We start from the raw sequence: 18,082 nt of genomic DNA, 5'->3' as shown, positions 1-18,082 counted from the left end.
AGTGTGATCAATGCGCAATCTCGACATCACCACGCTGCGGTCCTTCGTGGCGGTTGCCGAATCCGGCGGCGTGACGCGGGCCGCGGGGTTTCTAAACCTGACGCAATCGGCCGTGTCGATGCAGCTCAAGCGGCTAGAGGAATTGCTGGACCAGAAGGTGCTGGAACGGTCGGGGCGCGGGGTGGTGTTGACGCCTGCCGGTCAGCAACTGCTTGGGTATGCGCAAAAGATGGTGGCGCTCAACGACGAGATTTACGCCAAGCTGACCGCGCAGGAATGGGAGGGCGAGATCATCCTGGGCGCGCCGCACGACATCATCTACCCGGCGATCCCGCGTGTCATGAAGCAGATGCAGCGCGCCTTCCCGCGTGTGAAACTTCAGCTTCACAGCTCTTATACCTCAGATTTGAAGGCGCAGTTCGCGCGCGGTGGGGCGGATATCATCCTGACCACCGAGCCCGCGCCGGACCGCGGTGGCGAGGTGCTGCTAGACGTGCCGCTGCGCTGGTACGGCGCGTCCGGCGGGCAGGCGTTCCAGCAGCGTCCCCTACGGGTGGCTTTCAGCGGTCATTGCGCCTTTAGCCCGGGAGCGATTGCCGCTCTGGACGCGGGCGATATCGCGTGGGAGCTGGCCGTCAACGCCGATAGCGACCGCGCCATCGAGGTGACGGTAAGCGCCGATATGGCGGTCACCGCCGTGCTGGAGGGCCACGAGACGCCCTATTATGAACAGATCCCCGCCTCTGCCGGATTGCCCGACCTCGGGACGCAGAAGGTCGTGATGTACGCCGGCAACGGCCAGCCGCAGATCACCGATGCTCTGGCCGGTTTCCTGCGGCAGGAATTCGGCGTTCTGGCCACGGGCAAGACCGATCTGGCCGCCGAATGAGCCTCAGCCGATGGTGATGACGACCTTGCCGGTCGACTTGCGGCTGCGCAACAGCTCCAGCCCCTCGGCCGCCCGGTCGAGCGGCAGCACATGGCTGACATGCGGTTTGATCCGGCCGGCGGAATACCACTCCATCAGCGTCGCAAGCGAGTCGGTGACGACCTCGGGGCGGAAAGCCAGGTAGCCGCCCCAATAGAGCCCCAGCACCGAAATATTCTTGACCAACAGATGGTTGGCCTTGATCTGCGGCACCTCGCCGCTGGCGAAGCCGATGCTGAGAATGCGCGCCTCGGGGCGGCAGCTGCGGAAGGCGGCGGTGAATTGCTCGCCCCCCACCGGGTCATAGACCACATCCGCCCCGCCAAGCGCCTTCATCTCGGCGCGGATGTCCTGCGTGGCCGCGTCGATCAGCACGTCCGCGCCGGCGGCCTTCGCCGCCTCAAGCTTTTCAGCGCCGCGGGCGCAGGCCACGACACGCGCCCCCATGACCTTGCCGATCTCGACCGCGGTCAGGCCGACCCCGCCCGCGGCCCCGAGCACCAGCAGCGTCTCGCCCGGCTGCAGGCGGGCGCGATGCGACAGTGCGACATGGCTGGTGCCATAGGCGATCTGGAAGGCGGCGGCGTCGGTCGCGCTCATGTCTTCGGGCAGGTGCACGGCGCGGTTGGCGTCGAACACACCGTATTCCGCCAGCCCGCCCTGACCGCCGAAGACCGCCACGCGGTCGCCCTCGGCCCAGCCGGTCACGTCCCCGGCCACCGCATCGACGCGCCCGGCCACCTCCATGCCCAGGGTGAAGGGCAGGTCGGGCGTGTCCTGATAGGTGCCGTTCATCATCAGCAGATCGGCGAAATTCAGTCCGCACGCCTCAATCCTCACGCGAATCTGTCCGGTGTTGACGTTAGGTAAGCTAACATCAAGCAGCTCGGGCGGCTGACTGTGTGACGTGACATGAAGCGCGCGCATCGGCATGTCCTTTCAGGGGCGTTGACAGCCAAGGAATCCCACGTTTACCAATGCGCTGCAAGGCAAACCTCATGTGACGCGGCCGCCCGTGCGGCCGCGCGGCGATGCGTCGACTTCGCCACTGATTTACCAACAATTGTAAACAGAGCGCAAATTTCTTGCTTAAAACTTGCAATTCGATATAGCGTTAAGCATCAGTTAAGCGGAAATCTGCTAACGCACGGAAGTTGTGTGGCGATATTTCGCCTGAGTCGCTGTTGTAAGCAGTCGCACGGTCAAGAAGGATACGAAAATGGCCCATCCGGTTGATGTTCATGTTGGTAAACGAATTCGTCACCGCCGCTGGCTTGTCGGCATGACCCAGCAGCAATTGGCGGAGCGTGTCGGGATCAAGTTCCAGCAGATCCAGAAGTACGAAACCGGTGCGAACCGGGTCAGCGCGTCCCGGCTTTGGGACATCGCCGATGCGCTCGAGGTGCCTGTCAACTTCTTCTTCGAAGGGCTTGACGCAGAGCAGACGGATTCGTCGAAGGAAGGCGTTCCGGCGGACCTGCTGGGCGACAAGGAAGCGCTCGATCTGGTGCGGTCCTACTACGCGATCCCGGAAAACCAGCGCCGGCGTCTGTTCGAACTGGCCCGCGTTCTGTCCGACGTGGCTTGAGCCGCGCGCGCGGCTGAGCTAGCCATCGGTGCGCAGGAACGAAAGCACCGACCTTGGACGGACTGGAAAAAACTGACCTTCTCAAGATCGCGCATGCGCTGGCAGATGCCGCGCGTGCAGCGATCTTGCCGCATTTTCGCACCCATGCGCTGACTGCCGACAACAAGGACCGCGACGGCTTTGATCCCGTGACCGAGGCGGATCGCGCCGCCGAACGCGCCATTCGTGATCTTCTGGCGCAACACCGGCCCATGGACGCCGTGCTGGGCGAGGAATTCGGCACGACCGAGGGAACCTCGGGCCTGACCTGGGTGATCGACCCGATCGACGGCACCCGCGGGTTTCTGAGCGGCACGCCGACCTGGGGCGTTCTGATCGCGCTCTCTGACGAAAGCGGCCCGCTGCTGGGCATCGTCGATCAGCCCTATATCGGCGAGCGGTTCACCGGGGGCTTCGGGCAGGCGGACTTTGCCGGCCCGCATGGCACCGGCCCCCTCGCAACTCGCAAGACTGGCGATCTGTCACAGGCGCTGCTTTTCACCACCTTCCCCGAGGTCGGAACCCCGGAAGAGCGCGCCGGGTTCGAGCGCGTCGCGCAAAAGGTGCAGCTGACCCGCTACGGGATGGATTGCTACGCCTATGCCCTGCTGGCGGCAGGGCAGATCGACCTGGTGATCGAGGCGGGGCTCAACGCCTACGACATCCACGCCCCCATCGCGCTGATCGAGGCGGCGGGCGGCATCGTCACCGACTGGCAGGGCGGCCCGGCCCACGAGGGCGGGCAAGTCATCGCGGCGGCCAATACCACGGTCCACGCGCAGGCGCTGGCGCTCTTGCGGGGCTGAGGCGCGGAGGAAACGGGCAGGGGAACCGACATGCCGGAAACACTGATCCGCAACGCCCATACCGTTCTGACCATGGACGACGCGCGGCAAGAGCTGACCGGCGCGGATATCCGCATCCGCGACGGGGCGATCGCCGAGATCGGCGAGGGGCTGGAACCCGGCGGCGCGACCATCGTCGAGGCGGGCCGCTGCGTCGTGACCCCGGGGCTGGTGAACACGCATCACCACCTCTACCAGACGCTCACCCGCGCGGTGCCGGGCGGGCAGGACGCGCTGCTCTTCGGCTGGCTCAAGACGCTCTACCCGATCTGGGCGCGGTTCGGCCCGAACGAGATGTTCACCTCGGCCCAGATCGGCCTGGCCGAGCTGGCGCTGTCGGGCTGTACGCTCAGCTCCGATCACCTCTACCTCTATCCGGGCGGTGCGCGGCTCGAGGATACGATCCACGCCGCCGCCGAACTGGGCCTGCGGTTCCATCCGACGCGCGGCGCGATGAGCATCGGCGAATCGCAGGGCGGTCTGCCGCCCGATGCGCTGGTCGAGGACGAGGCGGCCATCCTCGAGGATTGCATCCGCGTCATAGACACCTTCCACGATGCCGCCCCGGGGTCGATGTGCCGGGTGGGCGTCGCGCCCTGTTCGCCGTTTTCCGTCAGCCGTGAGCTGATGCGCGACGCGGCCCTTCTGGCGCGCGACAAGGGGGTGATGCTGCACACCCATCTGGCCGAGAATGACGAGGATATCGCCTATTCCCAGGCGCAGTTCGGCTGCCGGCCTGGCCAGTACGCCGAGGAACTGGGGTGGACCGGGGCCGATGTCTGGCACGCGCATTGCGTCAAGCTCGACGGGCAAGAGATCGATTTGTTCGCCCGAACAAAAACCGGCGTCGCGCATTGCCCCTGTTCCAACTGCCGTCTGGGCAGCGGCATCGCCCCGGTGCGGCGGATGCGCGATGCAGGCGTTCCGGTGGGGCTGGGCGTCGACGGGTCGGCCAGCAACGATGCCGGATCGCTCATTGGCGAGGCGCGCCAGACCATGCTGTTGCAGCGCGTCGTCAACGGTGCGGATGCCATGAGCGCGCGCGAGGCGCTCTGGATCGCGACGCGCGGCGGGGCCGAGGTGCTGGGCCGCGACGATTGCGGCCGGATCGCGGTGGGGCAGCGGGCGGATCTGGCGCTCTGGGATATCGGCGGCATTGAGAGCGCGGGCAGCTGGGATCCGGCCGCGCTGGTGCTGGCCGGTCCGCGAAAAGTCGCGCATCTTTTCGTCGATGGGCGGGAAATCGTCCGCGATGGGCGGATTTGCACCATCGACCTCGAGAAAGCGATTCTTAGGCAAAATCGGCTAGCCCAGCGGTTGAGCGACCTCGTATAGTCGCCCAAAACCGGCAAAATCGGTGGAGCAGCCATGTTACGTCTCGGTCTTATTCTTGTGTTGCTTGCGGGCTGTGGCGGCCCTGTGGCGCATGTGTCGTCGCAGCAAAGCGCCGCCATCGCCTCGACGCAGAACAGCAGCATCAATTCCTATCGCCGCGCGGCGGGGCTGCGACCGCTGACGCAATCGGCGCGGCTTGACGCCATTGCGGCGCGCCACGCCAACGACATGTCCAGAAACGGTTTCTTTTCGCATGTCGGGTCGAACGGCAGCACCGTGGGTCAGCGCGCGCGGGCGCGGGGCTACGATTACTGCCGGATCTCGGAAAACATCGCCAAGGGCCAGAAAAGCCGCGATGAGGTCATGCGCGACTGGTACGCCCGGGACAGCCACCGCACGAACATGTTGCACGACGACATCAGGGAATACGGCATGGCCCGGGCCGAAGGGAACGTGTGGGTGATGGTGATGGGCCGCTCTGGCTGTCGGGGCTAGGCCGCGCCCTTGCAGCGCGCCCCGGCGATCCAGACGCCGCTGATCGCGCGGTCGTCGCCCATCATGATGGTGGGGAAAAGCGCCTCCCATATGTCACCCGCCCGCGCCGCCCGCTGGGCGATCGCCGGTGTCGAGGCCAGGTCGAGCGCGATGAAATCCGCCTCGGACCCCGGTGCCAGCGTGCCGATCCGGTCGGCGGCGTTCAGCGCGCGGGCCGAGCCTTCGGTCGCCAACCACAAGAGTTCGGCCGGATGCAGTGCGCGCCCGCGCAGCTGCGCGATGTCATAGGCGCAGGCCATCGTGCGCAGCATCGAAAAGGACGACCCGCCGCCGGTGTCGGTGGCCAGCGCGATCCGCTGACCTTCGCGCATCAGCCCGTCCATGTCGAACAGCCCCGAGCCGATGAAGGTGTTCGAGGTCGGGCAGTGCACCAGCGCCGCGCCGACCTCGGCCAGCCGCGCGCGTTCGCGCGGCTCGAGGTGGATGGCGTGGCCGTAAAGGCCGTTCGCGCCCAGCAGGCCGTGGCTTTCATAGGTGTCCAGATAATCGCGCGCCTCGGGATAAAGCGATCGGACCCAGGCGATCTCGTCGGTCTGCTCGCTCAGATGCGTCTGCATCAGGCAATCGGGTCGCTCGGCCCAGAGGCTTCCCAGCGCGGCCAGTTGATCGGGCGTCGAGGTGGGCGAAAACCGCGGCGTGATGACATAAGACAGCCGGTCCCGCCCGTGCCAGCGCGCCAGCAGCGCCGCGCTGTCGTCATAGGCCGATTGCGCGGTGTCGCGCAGATCGTCGGGCGCGTTGCGGTCCATGCAGGTCTTGCCGGCCCAGATCCGCATGCCCCGCGCCTGCGCCGCCGTAAACAGCGCATCCACGCTTTCGGGGTGAATCGTGCAATAGGAACAGACGCTTGTGGTGCCATTCTGAACGATCAGATCGAGGTAGAGCCGGGCCTGTGCTGTGGCATAGTCCGGATCGCCAAAGCGCGCCTCTTCGGGGAAGGTGTAGCTGTTCAGCCAGTCGATCAGCCGCTTGCCCCAGGACGCGATAATGGCGGTCTGCGGATAATGCGCATGGGCGTCGACGAAGCCCGGCAGCAAGAGCGCCGCGCCGTGATCCTCGATGCGCGCCCCCGGGTTGCGGGCGCGCAGATCGTCGGCCTCGCCCCGCGCGGCGATGCGGCCATCCTCGACCAGAATAGCGCCGCGCGCCGAATGCCGCGCAACCGCGGGTCCCGCGTCGAAGGGCGAGGCGTCAAAGCTCAGGGTCTGCCCGATATGCAGGGTCGTGTCGGTCATGGAAGCGGCCTTTTTCGTTCAATCTAGGCGGCCCGCCGCGCAAGGTAAATCGCCTCGGCCCCCTGTTGTCCCGGACGGCGATCCACTAAGGTCGCGGCAACGAGGCGAGGACGGGGCAAAGGGACGGCGCATGAGCCAAGACACCGAAACGCTGGCACCCGAAGAGACGGTCGAAGACGACGCCTATGCGCTCGACCGCAAGGCCGTCGCCGCCATCCTCTATGCCGTCGATATCGAGGACCGCGACCAGCTGATAGAGCTGATGGAGCCGCTGCACGCGGCCGACATCGCCGACCTTCTGGAACAGATCAACGCCTTCGACCGGCTGCGCCTGATCAAGCTTTACGGCAAGGAATTCGACGGCGACATCCTGTCGGAACTCGACGAGACGATCCGCGAAGAGGTGATGGGCATCCTCAGCCCGCAGGTCCTCGCCGACGCGGTGCGCGAGCTCGACAGCGACGACGTGGTCGACCTGCTGGAGGATCTGGAGGACGAGCGGCGCGAGGCGATCCTCGAGGTTCTGGAAGACAGCGACAGGGTCGCGGTCGAACAGTCGCTGACCTATCCGGAATACTCCGCCGGCCGCCTGATGCAGCGCGAGGTGGTGATGGCGCCCGAACATTGGAACGTGGGCGAGGCCATCGACTATCTGCGCAATTCCGAGGATCTGCCCGAACAGTTCTACCACATCGTTCTGGTCGACCCGCGTCTGCGGCCCGTGGGCAATGTCACCTTGGGCAAGCTCATGGCCTCGCGCCGCGAGGTGCTGCTGAAATCGCTGGTCGAAGAAATGTTCCATGTCATCCCGGTGACCCGCGACGAAGGCGACGTGGCCTATGCCTTCAACCAGTATCACCTGATCTCGGCCCCGGTGGTGGACGAGAACGAGCGTCTGGTGGGCGTGATCACCATCGACGACGCCATGGCCGTGCTGGACGAAGAGCACGAGGAAGACATCCTGCGTCTCGCCGGTGTGGGCGAGGAAAGCCGGCTGTCGGATTCGGTGGTCGAGACCACGCGGCAGCGCTTTCCCTGGCTGGCGGTGAACCTGGTCACGGCGGTGCTGGCGTCGCTGGTGATCGCGCAGTTCGAGGACGCGCTGGCGCAGATCGTGGCGCTGGCGGTGCTGATGCCCATCGTGGCGTCGATGGGCGGCAACGCGGGCACCCAGGCGCTGACCGTGGCGGTGCGGGCGCTGGCGACCAAGGACCTGACGGGCTCGAACGTCTGGCGCGTGATCCGCCGCGAGATCGCTGTGGGGCTGGTGAATGGGCTGGCTTTTGCGGTGATCATGGGGATCGTCGGGCTGGCGTGGTTCGGCTCGCCCGCGCTGGGCGGGGTGATCGCCGCGGCCATGGTGATCAACCTCGTGGTGGCGGGGCTGGCCGGGATCGGCATTCCGGTGGTGCTGGAAAAGATCGGCGTCGACCCGGCGCTGGCCTCGGGCGCTTTCGTGACGACGGTGACGGATGTGGTCGGGTTCTTCGCCTTCCTCGGGCTGGCCGTCGTGGTGCTTTTGTGACGGGGCCGCTCGTCCAGCCCTTGCGGCCTGTCCTCGCGGGGGCGCGGAGGTGACCGCGCTCGAGGCGGAGAAGGCCACCGCGCGCAAGGCCGCCTTTGCCCGGCGCAAGGTGGCGCATGCGGCGGATGCGGGCAACGTGGCGGGGTATCTCTCGGAGGTTCTGGCGGGCTACCGCGGTGTGCCCCTGGCAGGCTACATGCCCATCCGAACCGAAATCAGCCCGCTTGCCGCGATGGAAGAGGCCGCCGCCCACGGCCCGGTCGGCGTGCCGGTGATCCGCGGCGCGGGCCTGCCGCTGGACTTCTCGCGCTGGACCCCGGGCTGCGCGATGACCGATGGCCCCTTCGGCGCGCGGATCCCCGCCGTAGACGATATCTTCGAGCCCGAGATCCTCATCGTGCCGCTGGTGGCTTTCACCCGTACGGGGGGCCGTCTTGGCTATGGCGGCGGGTTCTACGATCGCACGCTGGCACGGCTGCGGGCGCGCCGCGCCACGCTGGCCATCGGCTTTGCCTATGCCGCGCAAGAGGCCGCATCCCTGCCGCTGGAACCCACCGACCAGCCGCTGGACCTGATCGTGACCGAGCAGGCTATCCTGACCCCCTGATCTTCTTCTTGGCAAAAATACTCCGGGGGAGGCCGCAGGCCGGGGGCAGCGCCCCCATTCCCGGTCAAAATCCCTCTTTGCTTTCGGACCGAAGGGCACTACCCCTCGACCCATGAGGATACTCTTTCTTGGCGATGTCATGGGCCGTGCCGGACGGCAGGCGATCACCGGCACCCTGCCGCGGCTCAAGTCCGACTGGCGGGTGGATTTCACCATCGTCAACGGCGAGAACGCATCGAACGGGGCGGGGCTCGGCGCCGCCCACGCGCGGCTGCTGCTCGAGGCGGGCGCGGATGTGATCACGCTGGGCGATCACGCCTTCGACCAGCGCGACATGCTGCAATTCATCGACACCGAGCCGCGCATCCTGCGCCCGCTCAACTTCGCCAAGCAGGCGCCGGGCCGGGGGGCGGGGCTCTTCAAGGACGGTCGCGGGCGCAGGGTGCTGGTCACGCAGGCGCTGGGCCAGGTCTTCATGAAGCGCCCCTTCGACGATCCGTTCTCGGCCATCGACACGGTGCTGCGCACCCATCCGCTGGGCGGTCAGGCGCAGGCCATCGTGGTGGACATGCATTGCGAGGCCACCAGCGAGAAGATGGCCATGGGCCATTTCTGCGACGGCAAAGCCAGCCTGGTGGTCGGCACGCACACCCATGTGCCCACCGCCGATGCGCAGGTTCTGCCCGCGGGCACCGGCTATCTCAGCGATGCCGGTATGTGCGGCGATTACAACTCTGTCATCGGCATGGAGAAAGCCGAACCCATGCGCCGTTTCATCACCGGGATGAGCAAGAGCCGGTTCCAGCCCGCCATGGGCGAGGCGACGCTGTCGGGTGTGATCGTCGACACAGACGACCGCACCGGGCGCGCGACGGCGATCCACATGGTGCGGCAGGGCGGTCGGCTGGAGCAGGCCGGGCCATGAAGGCTGCGCTGCCCTTCGCGGCGCTTGCGGCGATCGGTGCGGCCTGGGGGGCCACCCAGCCTCTGGCCAAGATCGCGGTCAGCGAAGGCTACCGTCATTTCGGTATCCTCTTCTGGCAGATGCTGATCGGCGCGGCGGTGCTGGGGGCGCTGACGTTCTTGCGCGGCAAGGGGCTGCCGCTGCGGCGCGACACGCTGTCCCTCTACCTCGTGATCGCGCTGATCGGGTCGGTGCTGCCCGGCATCGCCTCTTACACGGCGGCGATCCATCTGCCCGCGGGGGTGCTGTCGATCCTGTTGAGCACGGTGCCCATGCTCGCCTTTCCGGTCGCGCTGGTGCTGGGGCTGGAGCGGCTGCGGTGGCGGCGGTTTGTGGGGATCACCCTGGGGCTCGTCGGCGTGGCCCTGCTGATCCTGCCGGACACGAGCCTGCCCGACCCCGCGCAGGCGCGCTGGATCCCGGTGGCGCTGATCGCCTCGGCCTTCTACGCGGTCGAGGGCAATTACGTCTCGCGCTGGGGGACTTGCGGGCTCGACCCGGTGCAGGTGCTGGCGGGGGCCAGCGCGCTGGGCACGCTGATCGTGCTGCCGCTGGCGCTGGGCAGCGGCCAGTTCATCGACCCGCGCGGTCCCTGGGGGGCGCCCGATCGCGCCGTCGTGGCCAGCGCGCTGCTGCATGCCGGCGCCTATTCCGGCTACGTGGCGCTGGTAGGGGCGGCGGGCGCGGTCTTTGCGGTGCAGGTCAGCTATCTGGTCACGCTCTTCGGCGTGTGCTGGGCGATGCTGTTCCTGAACGAGGCCTACAGCGGCTGGATCTGGGCGGCCATGGCGGTGATGCTGGCCGGGCTGACCCTGGTGCAGCCGCGCCCGCGCGGTCTGCTTGTACCCGTGGCGGCGACAGGTCAGAATACCGCCGGAAACAACTGAAAGCAGCGACACAATGGGCGTTTTCGAGTTGAGCCAGACCGCGCAGGCGGCCATCGCACTGACGGTCGTCGCGCTGATGTTCGCGCTGTTCGTGCGGGAGGTCTACCCGACCGAAGTGGTGGCCATCGGCGGCGTGGCCGTGCTCTTGCTGACCGGCGTGCTTCCCTATGAGGCGGCGCTGAATGTTCTGTCGAATCCGGCGCCCTGGACCATCGCGGCGATGTTCGTCGTGATGGGGGCATTGGTGCGCACAGGCGCGCTCGACGCCTTCACCAGCTACGCCCAGGCCGCGGTCGGGCGCAGCCCCAAGACCGCGATGGCGGTGATCATGGTGGTGGTGATCGTGGCCTCGGCCTTCATGAACAACACGCCCGTTGTCGTGGTTATGCTGCCGATCTTCGTGCAGATCGCAAAGACCCTCGGCGTGGCCCCGTCGCGGCTGCTGATACCGCTCAGCTATGCGGCCATCCTCGGCGGCACCACGACGCTGATCGGCACCTCGACGAACCTGCTGGTCGACGGCGTGTCGCGGGCGCAGGGGCTGGAGCCCTTCACCATCTTCGAGGTCACGCCGCTGGCGGCGATCCTGGTGGTCTGGGGGATGCTCTATCTGGTCGTGGCGGGGCCGATGCTGCTGCCCGAGCGCACCAGCATGGCGGGGATGCTGTCGGACCGGTCGCGGATGAAGTTCTTCACCGAGGCGATCATCCCGCCGGAATCCAACCTGATCGGGCGCGAGGTGCTGGGCGTGCAGCTCTTCAAGCGCGACGGCGTGCGGCTGATCGACGTGATCCGCGGCGACGAATCGCTGCGGCGCAATCTCAAGGGCGTCACGCTGGAGGTGGGCGACCGTGTGGTGCTGCGCAGCCAGATCACCGAATTGCTGAGCCTGCAGCGCAACAAGGAACTCAAGCGGGTGGATCAGGTGTCGGCCAAGGAAACCAGTACGGTCGAGGTGCTGATTTCGCCGGGTTGCAAGATGGTCGGCCGCAGCCTGGGCGCGCTGCGGCTGCGGCGGCGCTACGGCGTCTATCCGCTGGCGGTGCACCGGCGTAACCAGAACATCGGGCGGCAGCTCGATGACCTGGTGGTGCGCGTGGGCGACACGCTGCTGCTGGAGGGCGCGCCGGACGACATCCAGCGCCTTGCGGCGGATATGGAGCTCGTGGACGTGGCCCATCCCACCGCGCGGGCCTTCCGCCGCAGTCACGCCCCGGTGGCGCTGGCGGCGCTGGCGGGGATCGTGGTGCTGGCGGCGCTGGGGGTCGCGCCGATCCTGGCGCTGGCGGTGATCGCGGTCGCGGTGGTGCTGCTGACGGGCTGCATCGATTCGGACGAGGCGTTTTCCTTTGTCGAAGGCCAGCTTCTGGCGCTGATCTTTGCCATGCTCGCCATCGGCGCGGCGCTGGAGGCGTCGGGCGCGGTGGCGCTGATCGTCGAGGCCATCGCGCCCTACATGGCGGTGCTGCCGGCGCCGCTGCTGATCTGGGCGGTCTACCTGCTGACCAGCGTGCTGACCGAGACGGTCAGCAACAACGCCGTGGCCGTGGTGGTGACGCCCATCGCGATCGGATTGGCGCAGGCGCTGGGGCTCGATCCGCGGCCGCTGGTGGTGGCGGTGATGGTCGCGGCGTCCTGCAGCTTTGCAACGCCCATCGGCTATCAGACGAACACTCTGGTCTACGGCCCGGGGGGATACCGGTTTTCCGACTTCCTGAAAGTGGGCGTGCCGCTGAATCTCAGCGTCGGGCTGCTCGCTTCCGTTCTGATCCCGGTGTTCTGGCCATTGTGAGGGGCGCCGTTTTCCGTGACGGAAAACGGTCCGGAATTTTTGTAAAATTCCGCGCGCGGCGCGCAGGACGGACACCGGGTTGAAGCGGATCGGCAGGGGGCTACGTTTCCGAACATCGCGCAAAGGTCTTTCGCCATGCCTCAGCTGGTTCGCCTCTACATTCGCCAATGCCTGTCGGGCTTCGGCATCGCGGCGTTTTTCGTCGCGGGCTTGCTCTATCTCGACGTGGCGCATCTGGGCCATCTGGTGCAAACCAGCCCCTTAGGCTGGGTGGCGGCGGCGATGCTGTGGGTGTTTCACGGCGCCCTCTTCGGCGCTGTTCAATTCGCCATAACCATCCTCGGCATGGCCGAGGACGACAGCGAATAAGCGGCGGGAACCACACCAACCGTGGGGTTATCTCATTCCCGAGGACCTGTATATACAGGTGGGCGCCAGGTAACCGGACCAGGGCCCGGACAGAGCCAGCTCCCTCGGAATTGCTTAAGGCCACCGGAATGCAACCATGTCACGAGAAGGGCAGAACCCGCCTGAGCCAGAGGTAATACGGTGCAGGGGCTTCGGCAAGGGGCGTTTGCAGCGATTTCCGACTTTCCGGCAGTCTTGTTTTTGTTCACTTTTCGTTCATAATTGCGGCCATGCGAGACAACCTCCAACCCGGCCAGCTTCTGGCCCGCGGCGTGTGCCGCCATCTGGCCAGCCTCGGCTTTTCGGTGATCGAGGAATTCGTGCCCGAACGTGGCAAGCGCGTGGACGTCATGGCGCTGGGGCAAAAGGGTGAAATCTGGGTCGTGGAATGCAAATCCAGCCGCGCGGATTTCATGGGGGATGCCAAGTGGCAAGGCTATCTCGACTGGTGCGACAGGTATTTCTGGGCGGTGGATCAGGAGTTTCCGACCGACCTGCTGCCCGAGGGCACGGGGCTGATCATCGCCGATGCCTATGACGCGGAAATCCTGCGCATGGCCCCGGAAGACAAACTGGCCGGTGCGCGCCGCAACGCGCTGATCCGGCGGTTCGCGGCGCATGCGGCAAGGCGTCTACACGGGCTGCGCGATCCGGATTTCGCAACTGTTTGAGGTGCGGATTTCGAGCTCGGGGTCCTTGCGCTGCGCTACGGCGAAGACACCCGCCCAACACTTGGCACAAGCCCGACCCGCGCCAGCCCGTGGGGACGGGCAGGCGCGGGTCGCGGCGGCCTTCGGCCTTGTTCCGCGACCCTCGTCAAAGGCTATGCTCGCGTGTCCACGGCGAGGGACATTTTGGGAGGGGCAGGCCAATTCGTCTGATCGGAATGACGCGGCCACCTCGCCTCAGCGGCGCGGTTTGACTTTGCGGGCGGCGTCGGCGGCGGCGCGGATCTCTTCCGCGATTTCCTCGGCCTCCTCGGGCGAGAAATCCATCGGCACCTCGATCTCGCCCGCGGCGATGAAGAGGCGCACCATGCCCTGGTCCGTGGGGCCGATCTGAAGATTGGCTTCGATGTCGCTTTCGGTGTTGATGCCCATTGGGTCCTCGCAAACCTGGGATGCGTCGGGATGACCGTGGCCTAGCCGCCGGATGCGGCTTTTGCAAGCGTGGGGCCGCTTGCGGGCGCCCGCGTTCGGTGCTTGAATCGCGTTATGAGCGTTGAATTGAAAGACCTGGGCCCCGGGGACGCCGCCTGGTTGGCCGATCAGCACGGCAGCGCCTATGCGCAAGCCGAAGGGTTCGACCAGAGCTTTGGCGTGTTGGTGGCCGAGATTCTGGCGGATTTCGAGGAAAACCGCGATCCCGCCTGTGAGCGGGGCTGGATCGCCTGGGAAAACGGCGCGCGGCTTGGCAGCATCTTCTGCGTGCGGCAGGACGCCGAAACCGCGAAGCTGCGGCTCTTCTTCCTGGTGCCCGAGGCGCGCGGCAAGGGGCTGGGCAAGCGGCTTTTGTCGGAGTGCATGAGCTGGGCGAAAGCGCGGGGATACAGGCGCATGGCGCTTTGGACCCATGAAAGCCACAAGGCGGCCTGCGCGCTCTATGCCGCGTCGGGCTGGCGCTGCGTGTCGTCCAAACCGGTGCGCAGTTTCGGGGTCGACCTTGTGGAACAGGCCTGGGAAACCGAGCTCTGAGCTTTGCGCCAAAGGGCTTGCAATCGAGACGCGGCGGCGCTATCCCGCCCGGGCGTGCCGCCTTAGCTCAGTAGGTTAGAGCGCTAGATTGTGGATCTAGAGGTCCCCCGTTCGAGCCGGGGAGGCGGTACCATCTTCCCGAATGTCGAATTCCGCCGCGCGCGTCTATTCCAAATCGATTTGCAGAGTCTGGCGCAGACGTCCGGTGGCGCGGTCGAAGATCAGGATCCGATCATCCGCCGTGACCACCGCGTACCATTCCGCCGCCTGGGTATAGGCCAGCGCCTCGGTGCCGTCGGGCAGGGTGATCACAGGCGGCAGGGGTGTGCGGGTTGTCTGATAGCGGATGACAATCAGCGCGAGGATGCCTAGAACCCCCGCAATCATCGTGGCGGTCAGGACCGTCACCAGCAACCGCAGGAATCGCAGATTGGCCGGCTCAGGGCCTTCGGAGTTTTCATCCATGTCCTCGACCCTCTGGCGCGTCGTGATCGGCGCTCATCCGCCATCGCGTCTTGATAAAGCCTTGGCCCGCGATGTGCCAGAGGCGGCGGCGCTGTCGCGCACCCGGCTTGCCCGGCTGATCGCAGAAGGCGCGGTTCGCCGTGGCGGCGAGGTGCTGGACAACCCCAAGGTCAGCGTGGCCGAGGGGGACGAGATCGAGATCACCGTCGAGGACGCCGCCGAAAGCCACATCGGGCCCGAGGATATCGCGCTCGACATCCTCTACGAGGATGCCGATCTGGTGGTCGTCGACAAGCCCGCCGGCATGGTGGTGCATCCGGCGCCCGGCACGCCTTCGGGGACGCTGGTCAACGCGCTGCTGCACCATTTCGGCGGGGCGCTGTCGGGGGTCGGCGGGGCCAAGCGGCCCGGCATCGTGCACCGGATCGACAAGGACACCAGCGGGCTTTTGGTGGTGGCCAAGTCTGACCGCGCACATCACGGGCTCGCGGCGCAGTTCGAGCGGCACAGCGTCATCCGGTCGTATCTGGCGCTGGTCCATGGCGTGCCCGACCCGGCCGATCCGCGCCTGCGCGGCGTGCGCGGGGTCAGCATCGAGCCCGGCAATGTGATCTGCATCACTTCGGGCCTGGCGCGGCACAAGACCGACCGCCAGCGGCAGGCGGTTTATTTCGACGGGCAGGGGCGGCACGCGATCACCCGCGCGCGGCTGGTCGAGACCTTCGGTTCGCCGCCGACGCTGGCGCTGATGGAATGCCGGCTGGAGACCGGGCGCACGCATCAGATCCGGGTGCACATGGCCCATGCCGGGCACGGGCTGGTCGGCGATCCGGTCTATGGCGGGCGGCGCAAACCGGCGGCCAAGGCGCTGAGCGCCGAGGCGATGGAGCGGCTCGCGGCCTTCGACCGGCAGGCGCTTCACGCCGCCGAACTGGGGTTCGACCATCCCGTCACCGGCGCGCCGATGCATTTCACCGCCCCCTTGCCTGAGGATATGGCCCAGCTTCTGGCGGCGTTGCGCGGGTAAGGCGCTGACATACACAGCACATGCGCGTGAGCGCGCTGACACAGGCCTGAAATCCGCCGCTGTTTGCGTTAACTTTTCTGTAACGGTTAGACACCGCAATGCTTGAAAGCTCCGCGGGGCGTCACTATCTGAATGTTAAGCCCTGTAACATCGAAGGGCCCTGACACCGAAGGGATTGGGACATGAGCAACTACGCAAATCTTCCGGCACCGTCTCCCGAGGCGGGACTGAGCCGTTATTTGCAGGAAATCCGCAAGTTCCCGCTGCTGGAGCCGGAAGAAGAATACATGCTGGCCAAGCGCTGGGTCGAAGAGCAGGACACCGAGGCGGCGCACAAGATGGTGACCTCGCATCTGCGGCTCGCGGCCAAGATCGCCATGGGCTATCGCGGCTACGGCCTGCCGCAGGCCGAGGTGATTTCCGAGGCCAACGTCGGCCTGATGCAGGCGGTCAAGCGCTTCGATCCCGAAAAGGGCTTTCGCCTCGCGACCTATGCGATGTGGTGGATCCGCGCCTCGATCCAGGAATATATCCTGCGGTCGTGGTCGCTGGTGAAGCTGGGCACCACCTCGGCGCAGAAGAAGCTGTTCTTCAACCTGCGCAAGGCCAAGTCGCGTATCGGCGCGCTGGAAGAGGGCGATCTGCGCCCCGAGCATGTCGAGAAGATCGCCACCGATCTGGGTGTGACCGAAAAGGAAGTCATCAGCATGAATCGCCGCCTGTCGGGCGGGGACGCGTCGCTGAACGCCACCGTCGGGTCCGAAGGCGAGGGCACGATGCAATGGCAGGACTGGCTGGAGGACGAAGATGCCGACCAGGCCGGCGATTATGCCGAACGCGACGAGCTGGAGGCGCGCCGCGCGCTGCTGACCCAGGCGATGGACGTGCTCAACGACCGCGAAAAGGACATCCTGACCCAGCGCCGTCTGGCCGAACAGGCGGTAACGCTCGAGGAACTGTCTGGCCAGTACGACGTCAGCCGCGAACGCATCCGCCAGATCGAGGTGCGCGCCTTTGAAAAGCTGCAAAAGCGGATGCGCGAGCTGGCCAAGGAACAGGGGATGCTGAACGGCGCCTGATCCCTCGGCGCACTGGCACATCCCACGAACGGGGCCCGGCGGCGGGCCCCGTTTCCTTTTGTGTCCCGGGGACGGCTGGCCTAGGGTCGCCCGCAGGGCCAAAAGGCAGGAGAGGCGACGTCATGACACAACCGGTGAACTGGGGCATTCTGGGCGCGGCCAAATTCGCGCGCGAACATATGGGGCCGGCCATTCATGCGGCGCGGGGCGGGCGGCTGGCGGCGCTGGCGACCTCAAGCACGGAAAAGGCCGCCGGGTTCCAGGATTTTGCGCCCGATTGCCGGGTGCATGACAGTTATGAGGCGATGCTGGCCGATCCCGGGATCGACGCGGTCTACATCCCGCTGCCCAACCATTTGCATGTGGAATGGGCCACCAAAGCCGCCGAGGCGGGCAAGCATGTGCTCTGCGAAAAGCCGATCGCGATGCGCGCCGCGGAAATCGACGAACTGATCCTCACCCGCGACCGGACCGGTGTTCTGTTGGCCGAGGCCTACATGATCGTGCATCACCCGCAATGGCAGCAGGCGCGCGAGCTGGTGCAGGGCGGGGCGATCGGCCGGTTGGTGCGCGTCGATGCGGATTTCAGCTATATGAACCAGGACCCCGACAACATCCGCAACCAGGCCGGTACCGGCGGCGGGGGCCTGCGCGACATCGGGGTCTATATCTTTGGCGGCGCGCGTTTCGTGACCGGAGAAGAGCCGAAGACGATCCTCAGCCACGACATCGACTGGGAAAATGGCGTCGACACCCGCGCGCATGTGACCGCGCGATTCCCGTCATTTCACTATACCGGCATGGTGTCGATGCGCATGGCCCCGTTCCAGGAGGTGACCTTTCACGGTACCGAGGGTGTGCTGCGCTTGACCACGCCGTTCAACGCGCAGGTCTACGATCAGGCCGAGATCGTTCTGCGCCACGCGCAGGACGGCATCCGCATCTGGCGCTTTCCGCGCGACAACCACTATGTGCGGCAGGTCGAGGCCTTCAACGCCTCGGTGCGCGGGGGGGCCGAGTATCCCTGTCCGCTGGAGTTCGTGCGCGGCACGCAGGTCATGATCGACATGGTGCTCGACGCCGCCGGTTGATCGCGGCGCGCGCCCGGT

The 18,082-nt window shown here is 66.4% G+C and carries 20 protein-coding genes and 1 tRNA gene; 17 read left to right on the top strand and 4 right to left on the bottom strand.

Annotated features, from left to right (window positions below):
• Positions 1 to 10 precede the first annotated feature (10 nt).
• A complete protein-coding gene (locus tag RXV88_RS03165; protein WP_316290649.1) occupies positions 11 to 889 on the top strand; it encodes a LysR family transcriptional regulator in 879 nt (292 codons plus the stop codon).
• A gap of 3 nt (positions 890 to 892) precedes the next feature.
• Here the strand turns inward: RXV88_RS03165 and RXV88_RS03160 are convergent, their stop codons facing one another.
• Positions 893 to 1,855, bottom strand: coding sequence for an NADPH:quinone oxidoreductase family protein (locus RXV88_RS03160; protein WP_316290648.1), 963 nt, complete (start codon positions 1,853 to 1,855; stop codon positions 893 to 895).
• Between the two features lie 292 nt (positions 1,856 to 2,147).
• Here RXV88_RS03160 and RXV88_RS03155 point away from each other — a divergent pair, with 292 nt between their 5' ends.
• Genes RXV88_RS03155 through RXV88_RS03140 form a run of 4 tightly spaced genes read left to right on the top strand, consistent with a single transcriptional unit; the run spans position 2,148 to position 5,230 of the window.
• Positions 2,148 to 2,516, top strand: a complete 369-nt coding sequence (locus RXV88_RS03155; protein WP_316290647.1) for a helix-turn-helix transcriptional regulator — start codon at positions 2,148 to 2,150, stop codon at positions 2,514 to 2,516.
• Positions 2,517 to 2,569: 53 nt separating this feature from the next.
• On the top strand, positions 2,570 to 3,361 hold the full coding sequence (gene hisN / locus RXV88_RS03150; protein WP_316290646.1) for a histidinol-phosphatase: 792 nt from the start codon (positions 2,570 to 2,572) through the stop codon (positions 3,359 to 3,361).
• A 30-nt stretch (positions 3,362 to 3,391) separates the two neighbouring features.
• Positions 3,392 to 4,735 (top strand): 8-oxoguanine deaminase, encoded by a 1,344-nt coding sequence (locus tag RXV88_RS03145; RefSeq protein WP_316290645.1) that lies wholly within the window; start codon positions 3,392 to 3,394, stop codon positions 4,733 to 4,735.
• A 33-nt stretch (positions 4,736 to 4,768) separates the two neighbouring features.
• A complete protein-coding gene (locus tag RXV88_RS03140) occupies positions 4,769 to 5,230 on the top strand; it encodes a CAP domain-containing protein (RefSeq protein ID WP_316290644.1) in 462 nt (153 codons plus the stop codon).
• Here RXV88_RS03140 and guaD read toward each other — a convergent pair.
• Positions 5,227 to 6,525, bottom strand: coding sequence for a guanine deaminase (guaD, locus tag RXV88_RS03135; RefSeq protein ID WP_316290643.1), 1,299 nt, complete (start codon positions 6,523 to 6,525; stop codon positions 5,227 to 5,229). The genes RXV88_RS03140 and guaD overlap by 4 nt on opposite strands.
• 130 nt (positions 6,526 to 6,655) lie before the next feature.
• Here guaD and mgtE point away from each other — a divergent pair, with 130 nt between their 5' ends.
• The 7 genes from mgtE (at position 6,656) to RXV88_RS03100 (ending at position 13,379) form a co-directional block, all read left to right on the top strand.
• A complete protein-coding gene (mgtE, locus tag RXV88_RS03130; RefSeq protein ID WP_316290642.1) occupies positions 6,656 to 8,050 on the top strand; it encodes a magnesium transporter in 1,395 nt (464 codons plus the stop codon).
• A gap of 49 nt (positions 8,051 to 8,099) precedes the next feature.
• A complete protein-coding gene (locus RXV88_RS03125; RefSeq protein ID WP_316290641.1) occupies positions 8,100 to 8,657 on the top strand; it encodes a 5-formyltetrahydrofolate cyclo-ligase in 558 nt (185 codons plus the stop codon).
• A gap of 112 nt (positions 8,658 to 8,769) precedes the next feature.
• Positions 8,770 to 9,582 (top strand): TIGR00282 family metallophosphoesterase, encoded by an 813-nt coding sequence (locus RXV88_RS03120; RefSeq protein WP_316290640.1) that lies wholly within the window; start codon positions 8,770 to 8,772, stop codon positions 9,580 to 9,582.
• The gene (locus RXV88_RS03115) at positions 9,579 to 10,508 is read left to right on the top strand and encodes a DMT family transporter (protein WP_316290639.1); all 930 of its coding nucleotides are present in this window, start codon (positions 9,579 to 9,581) and stop codon (positions 10,506 to 10,508) included. The genes RXV88_RS03120 and RXV88_RS03115 overlap by 4 nt, the downstream gene beginning before the upstream one ends.
• Positions 10,509 to 10,521: 13 nt before the next feature.
• Positions 10,522 to 12,300 (top strand): SLC13 family permease, encoded by a 1,779-nt coding sequence (locus RXV88_RS03110; RefSeq protein ID WP_316290638.1) that lies wholly within the window; start codon positions 10,522 to 10,524, stop codon positions 12,298 to 12,300.
• A gap of 135 nt (positions 12,301 to 12,435) precedes the next feature.
• Entirely contained in the window at positions 12,436 to 12,669 is a 234-nt protein-coding gene (locus RXV88_RS03105) for a hypothetical protein (RefSeq protein WP_316290637.1), read from the top strand.
• A 269-nt stretch (positions 12,670 to 12,938) separates the two neighbouring features.
• On the top strand, positions 12,939 to 13,379 hold the full coding sequence (locus RXV88_RS03100; RefSeq protein ID WP_316290636.1) for an MmcB family DNA repair protein: 441 nt from the start codon (positions 12,939 to 12,941) through the stop codon (positions 13,377 to 13,379).
• 234 nt (positions 13,380 to 13,613) lie between these two features.
• On the opposite strand, the gene RXV88_RS03095 is transcribed toward RXV88_RS03100, so the two are convergent.
• A complete protein-coding gene (locus RXV88_RS03095) occupies positions 13,614 to 13,808 on the bottom strand; it encodes a DUF6324 family protein (RefSeq protein WP_316290635.1) in 195 nt (64 codons plus the stop codon).
• Between the two features lie 114 nt (positions 13,809 to 13,922).
• On the opposite strand from RXV88_RS03095, the gene RXV88_RS03090 reads away from it, so the two are divergent.
• Entirely contained in the window at positions 13,923 to 14,402 is a 480-nt protein-coding gene (locus tag RXV88_RS03090) for a GNAT family N-acetyltransferase (RefSeq protein WP_316290634.1), read from the top strand.
• 56 nt (positions 14,403 to 14,458) lie between these two features.
• Positions 14,459 to 14,535, top strand: a tRNA-His gene (locus RXV88_RS03085).
• A gap of 32 nt (positions 14,536 to 14,567) precedes the next feature.
• Here RXV88_RS03085 and RXV88_RS03080 read toward each other — a convergent pair.
• Complete coding sequence (locus RXV88_RS03080; protein WP_316290633.1) at positions 14,568 to 14,867, bottom strand: DUF6476 family protein; 300 nt, start codon at positions 14,865 to 14,867, stop codon at positions 14,568 to 14,570.
• Here RXV88_RS03080 and RXV88_RS03075 point away from each other — a divergent pair.
• The 3 genes from RXV88_RS03075 to RXV88_RS03065 all read left to right on the top strand — a co-directional run bounded on the left by RXV88_RS03075 (position 14,866) and on the right by RXV88_RS03065 (position 18,064).
• Positions 14,866 to 15,894 (top strand): RluA family pseudouridine synthase, encoded by a 1,029-nt coding sequence (locus tag RXV88_RS03075; RefSeq protein ID WP_316290632.1) that lies wholly within the window; start codon positions 14,866 to 14,868, stop codon positions 15,892 to 15,894. The two genes, RXV88_RS03080 and RXV88_RS03075, sit on opposite strands and share 2 nt — an antisense overlap.
• A 182-nt stretch (positions 15,895 to 16,076) precedes the next feature.
• Positions 16,077 to 16,973 (top strand): RNA polymerase sigma factor RpoH, encoded by an 897-nt coding sequence (gene rpoH, locus RXV88_RS03070; protein ID WP_316290631.1) that lies wholly within the window; start codon positions 16,077 to 16,079, stop codon positions 16,971 to 16,973.
• A 122-nt stretch (positions 16,974 to 17,095) separates the two neighbouring features.
• Complete coding sequence (locus RXV88_RS03065) at positions 17,096 to 18,064, top strand: Gfo/Idh/MocA family oxidoreductase (RefSeq protein ID WP_316290630.1); 969 nt, start codon at positions 17,096 to 17,098, stop codon at positions 18,062 to 18,064.
• The last annotated feature ends 18 nt before the right edge of the window (positions 18,065 to 18,082 follow it).

The organism is Aestuariicoccus sp. MJ-SS9, from assembly GCF_032586235.1.
Classification (GTDB): Bacteria; Pseudomonadota; Alphaproteobacteria; order Rhodobacterales; family Rhodobacteraceae; genus Aestuariicoccus.
The sequence above is the reverse complement of the archived record's forward strand: the minus strand, read 5'-3'. Positions and strand labels throughout refer to the sequence as shown.

Coding starts and splice junctions, on each gene's coding strand:
- RXV88_RS03140 (WP_316290644.1), top strand. CDS start 4,769: ATGTTACGTCTCGGTCTTATTCTTGTGTTGCTTGCGGGCTGTGGCGGC.
- RXV88_RS03080 (WP_316290633.1), bottom strand. CDS start 14,867: ATGGATGAAAACTCCGAAGGCCCTGAGCCGGCCAATCTGCGATTCCTG.
- RXV88_RS03105 (WP_316290637.1), top strand. CDS start 12,436: ATGCCTCAGCTGGTTCGCCTCTACATTCGCCAATGCCTGTCGGGCTTC.
- RXV88_RS03145 (WP_316290645.1), top strand. CDS start 3,392: ATGCCGGAAACACTGATCCGCAACGCCCATACCGTTCTGACCATGGAC.
- RXV88_RS03120 (WP_316290640.1), top strand. CDS start 8,770: ATGAGGATACTCTTTCTTGGCGATGTCATGGGCCGTGCCGGACGGCAG.
- rpoH (WP_316290631.1), top strand. CDS start 16,077: ATGAGCAACTACGCAAATCTTCCGGCACCGTCTCCCGAGGCGGGACTG.
- RXV88_RS03075 (WP_316290632.1), top strand. CDS start 14,866: ATGTCCTCGACCCTCTGGCGCGTCGTGATCGGCGCTCATCCGCCATCG.
- mgtE (WP_316290642.1), top strand. CDS start 6,656: ATGAGCCAAGACACCGAAACGCTGGCACCCGAAGAGACGGTCGAAGAC.
- RXV88_RS03155 (WP_316290647.1), top strand. CDS start 2,148: ATGGCCCATCCGGTTGATGTTCATGTTGGTAAACGAATTCGTCACCGC.
- guaD (WP_316290643.1), bottom strand. CDS start 6,525: ATGACCGACACGACCCTGCATATCGGGCAGACCCTGAGCTTTGACGCC.
- RXV88_RS03090 (WP_316290634.1), top strand. CDS start 13,923: ATGAGCGTTGAATTGAAAGACCTGGGCCCCGGGGACGCCGCCTGGTTG.
- RXV88_RS03165 (WP_316290649.1), top strand. CDS start 11: ATGCGCAATCTCGACATCACCACGCTGCGGTCCTTCGTGGCGGTTGCC.
- RXV88_RS03160 (WP_316290648.1), bottom strand. CDS start 1,855: ATGCGCGCGCTTCATGTCACGTCACACAGTCAGCCGCCCGAGCTGCTT.
- RXV88_RS03065 (WP_316290630.1), top strand. CDS start 17,096: ATGACACAACCGGTGAACTGGGGCATTCTGGGCGCGGCCAAATTCGCG.
- RXV88_RS03095 (WP_316290635.1), bottom strand. CDS start 13,808: ATGGGCATCAACACCGAAAGCGACATCGAAGCCAATCTTCAGATCGGC.
- RXV88_RS03100 (WP_316290636.1), top strand. CDS start 12,939: ATGCGAGACAACCTCCAACCCGGCCAGCTTCTGGCCCGCGGCGTGTGC.
- RXV88_RS03115 (WP_316290639.1), top strand. CDS start 9,579: ATGAAGGCTGCGCTGCCCTTCGCGGCGCTTGCGGCGATCGGTGCGGCC.
- RXV88_RS03110 (WP_316290638.1), top strand. CDS start 10,522: ATGGGCGTTTTCGAGTTGAGCCAGACCGCGCAGGCGGCCATCGCACTG.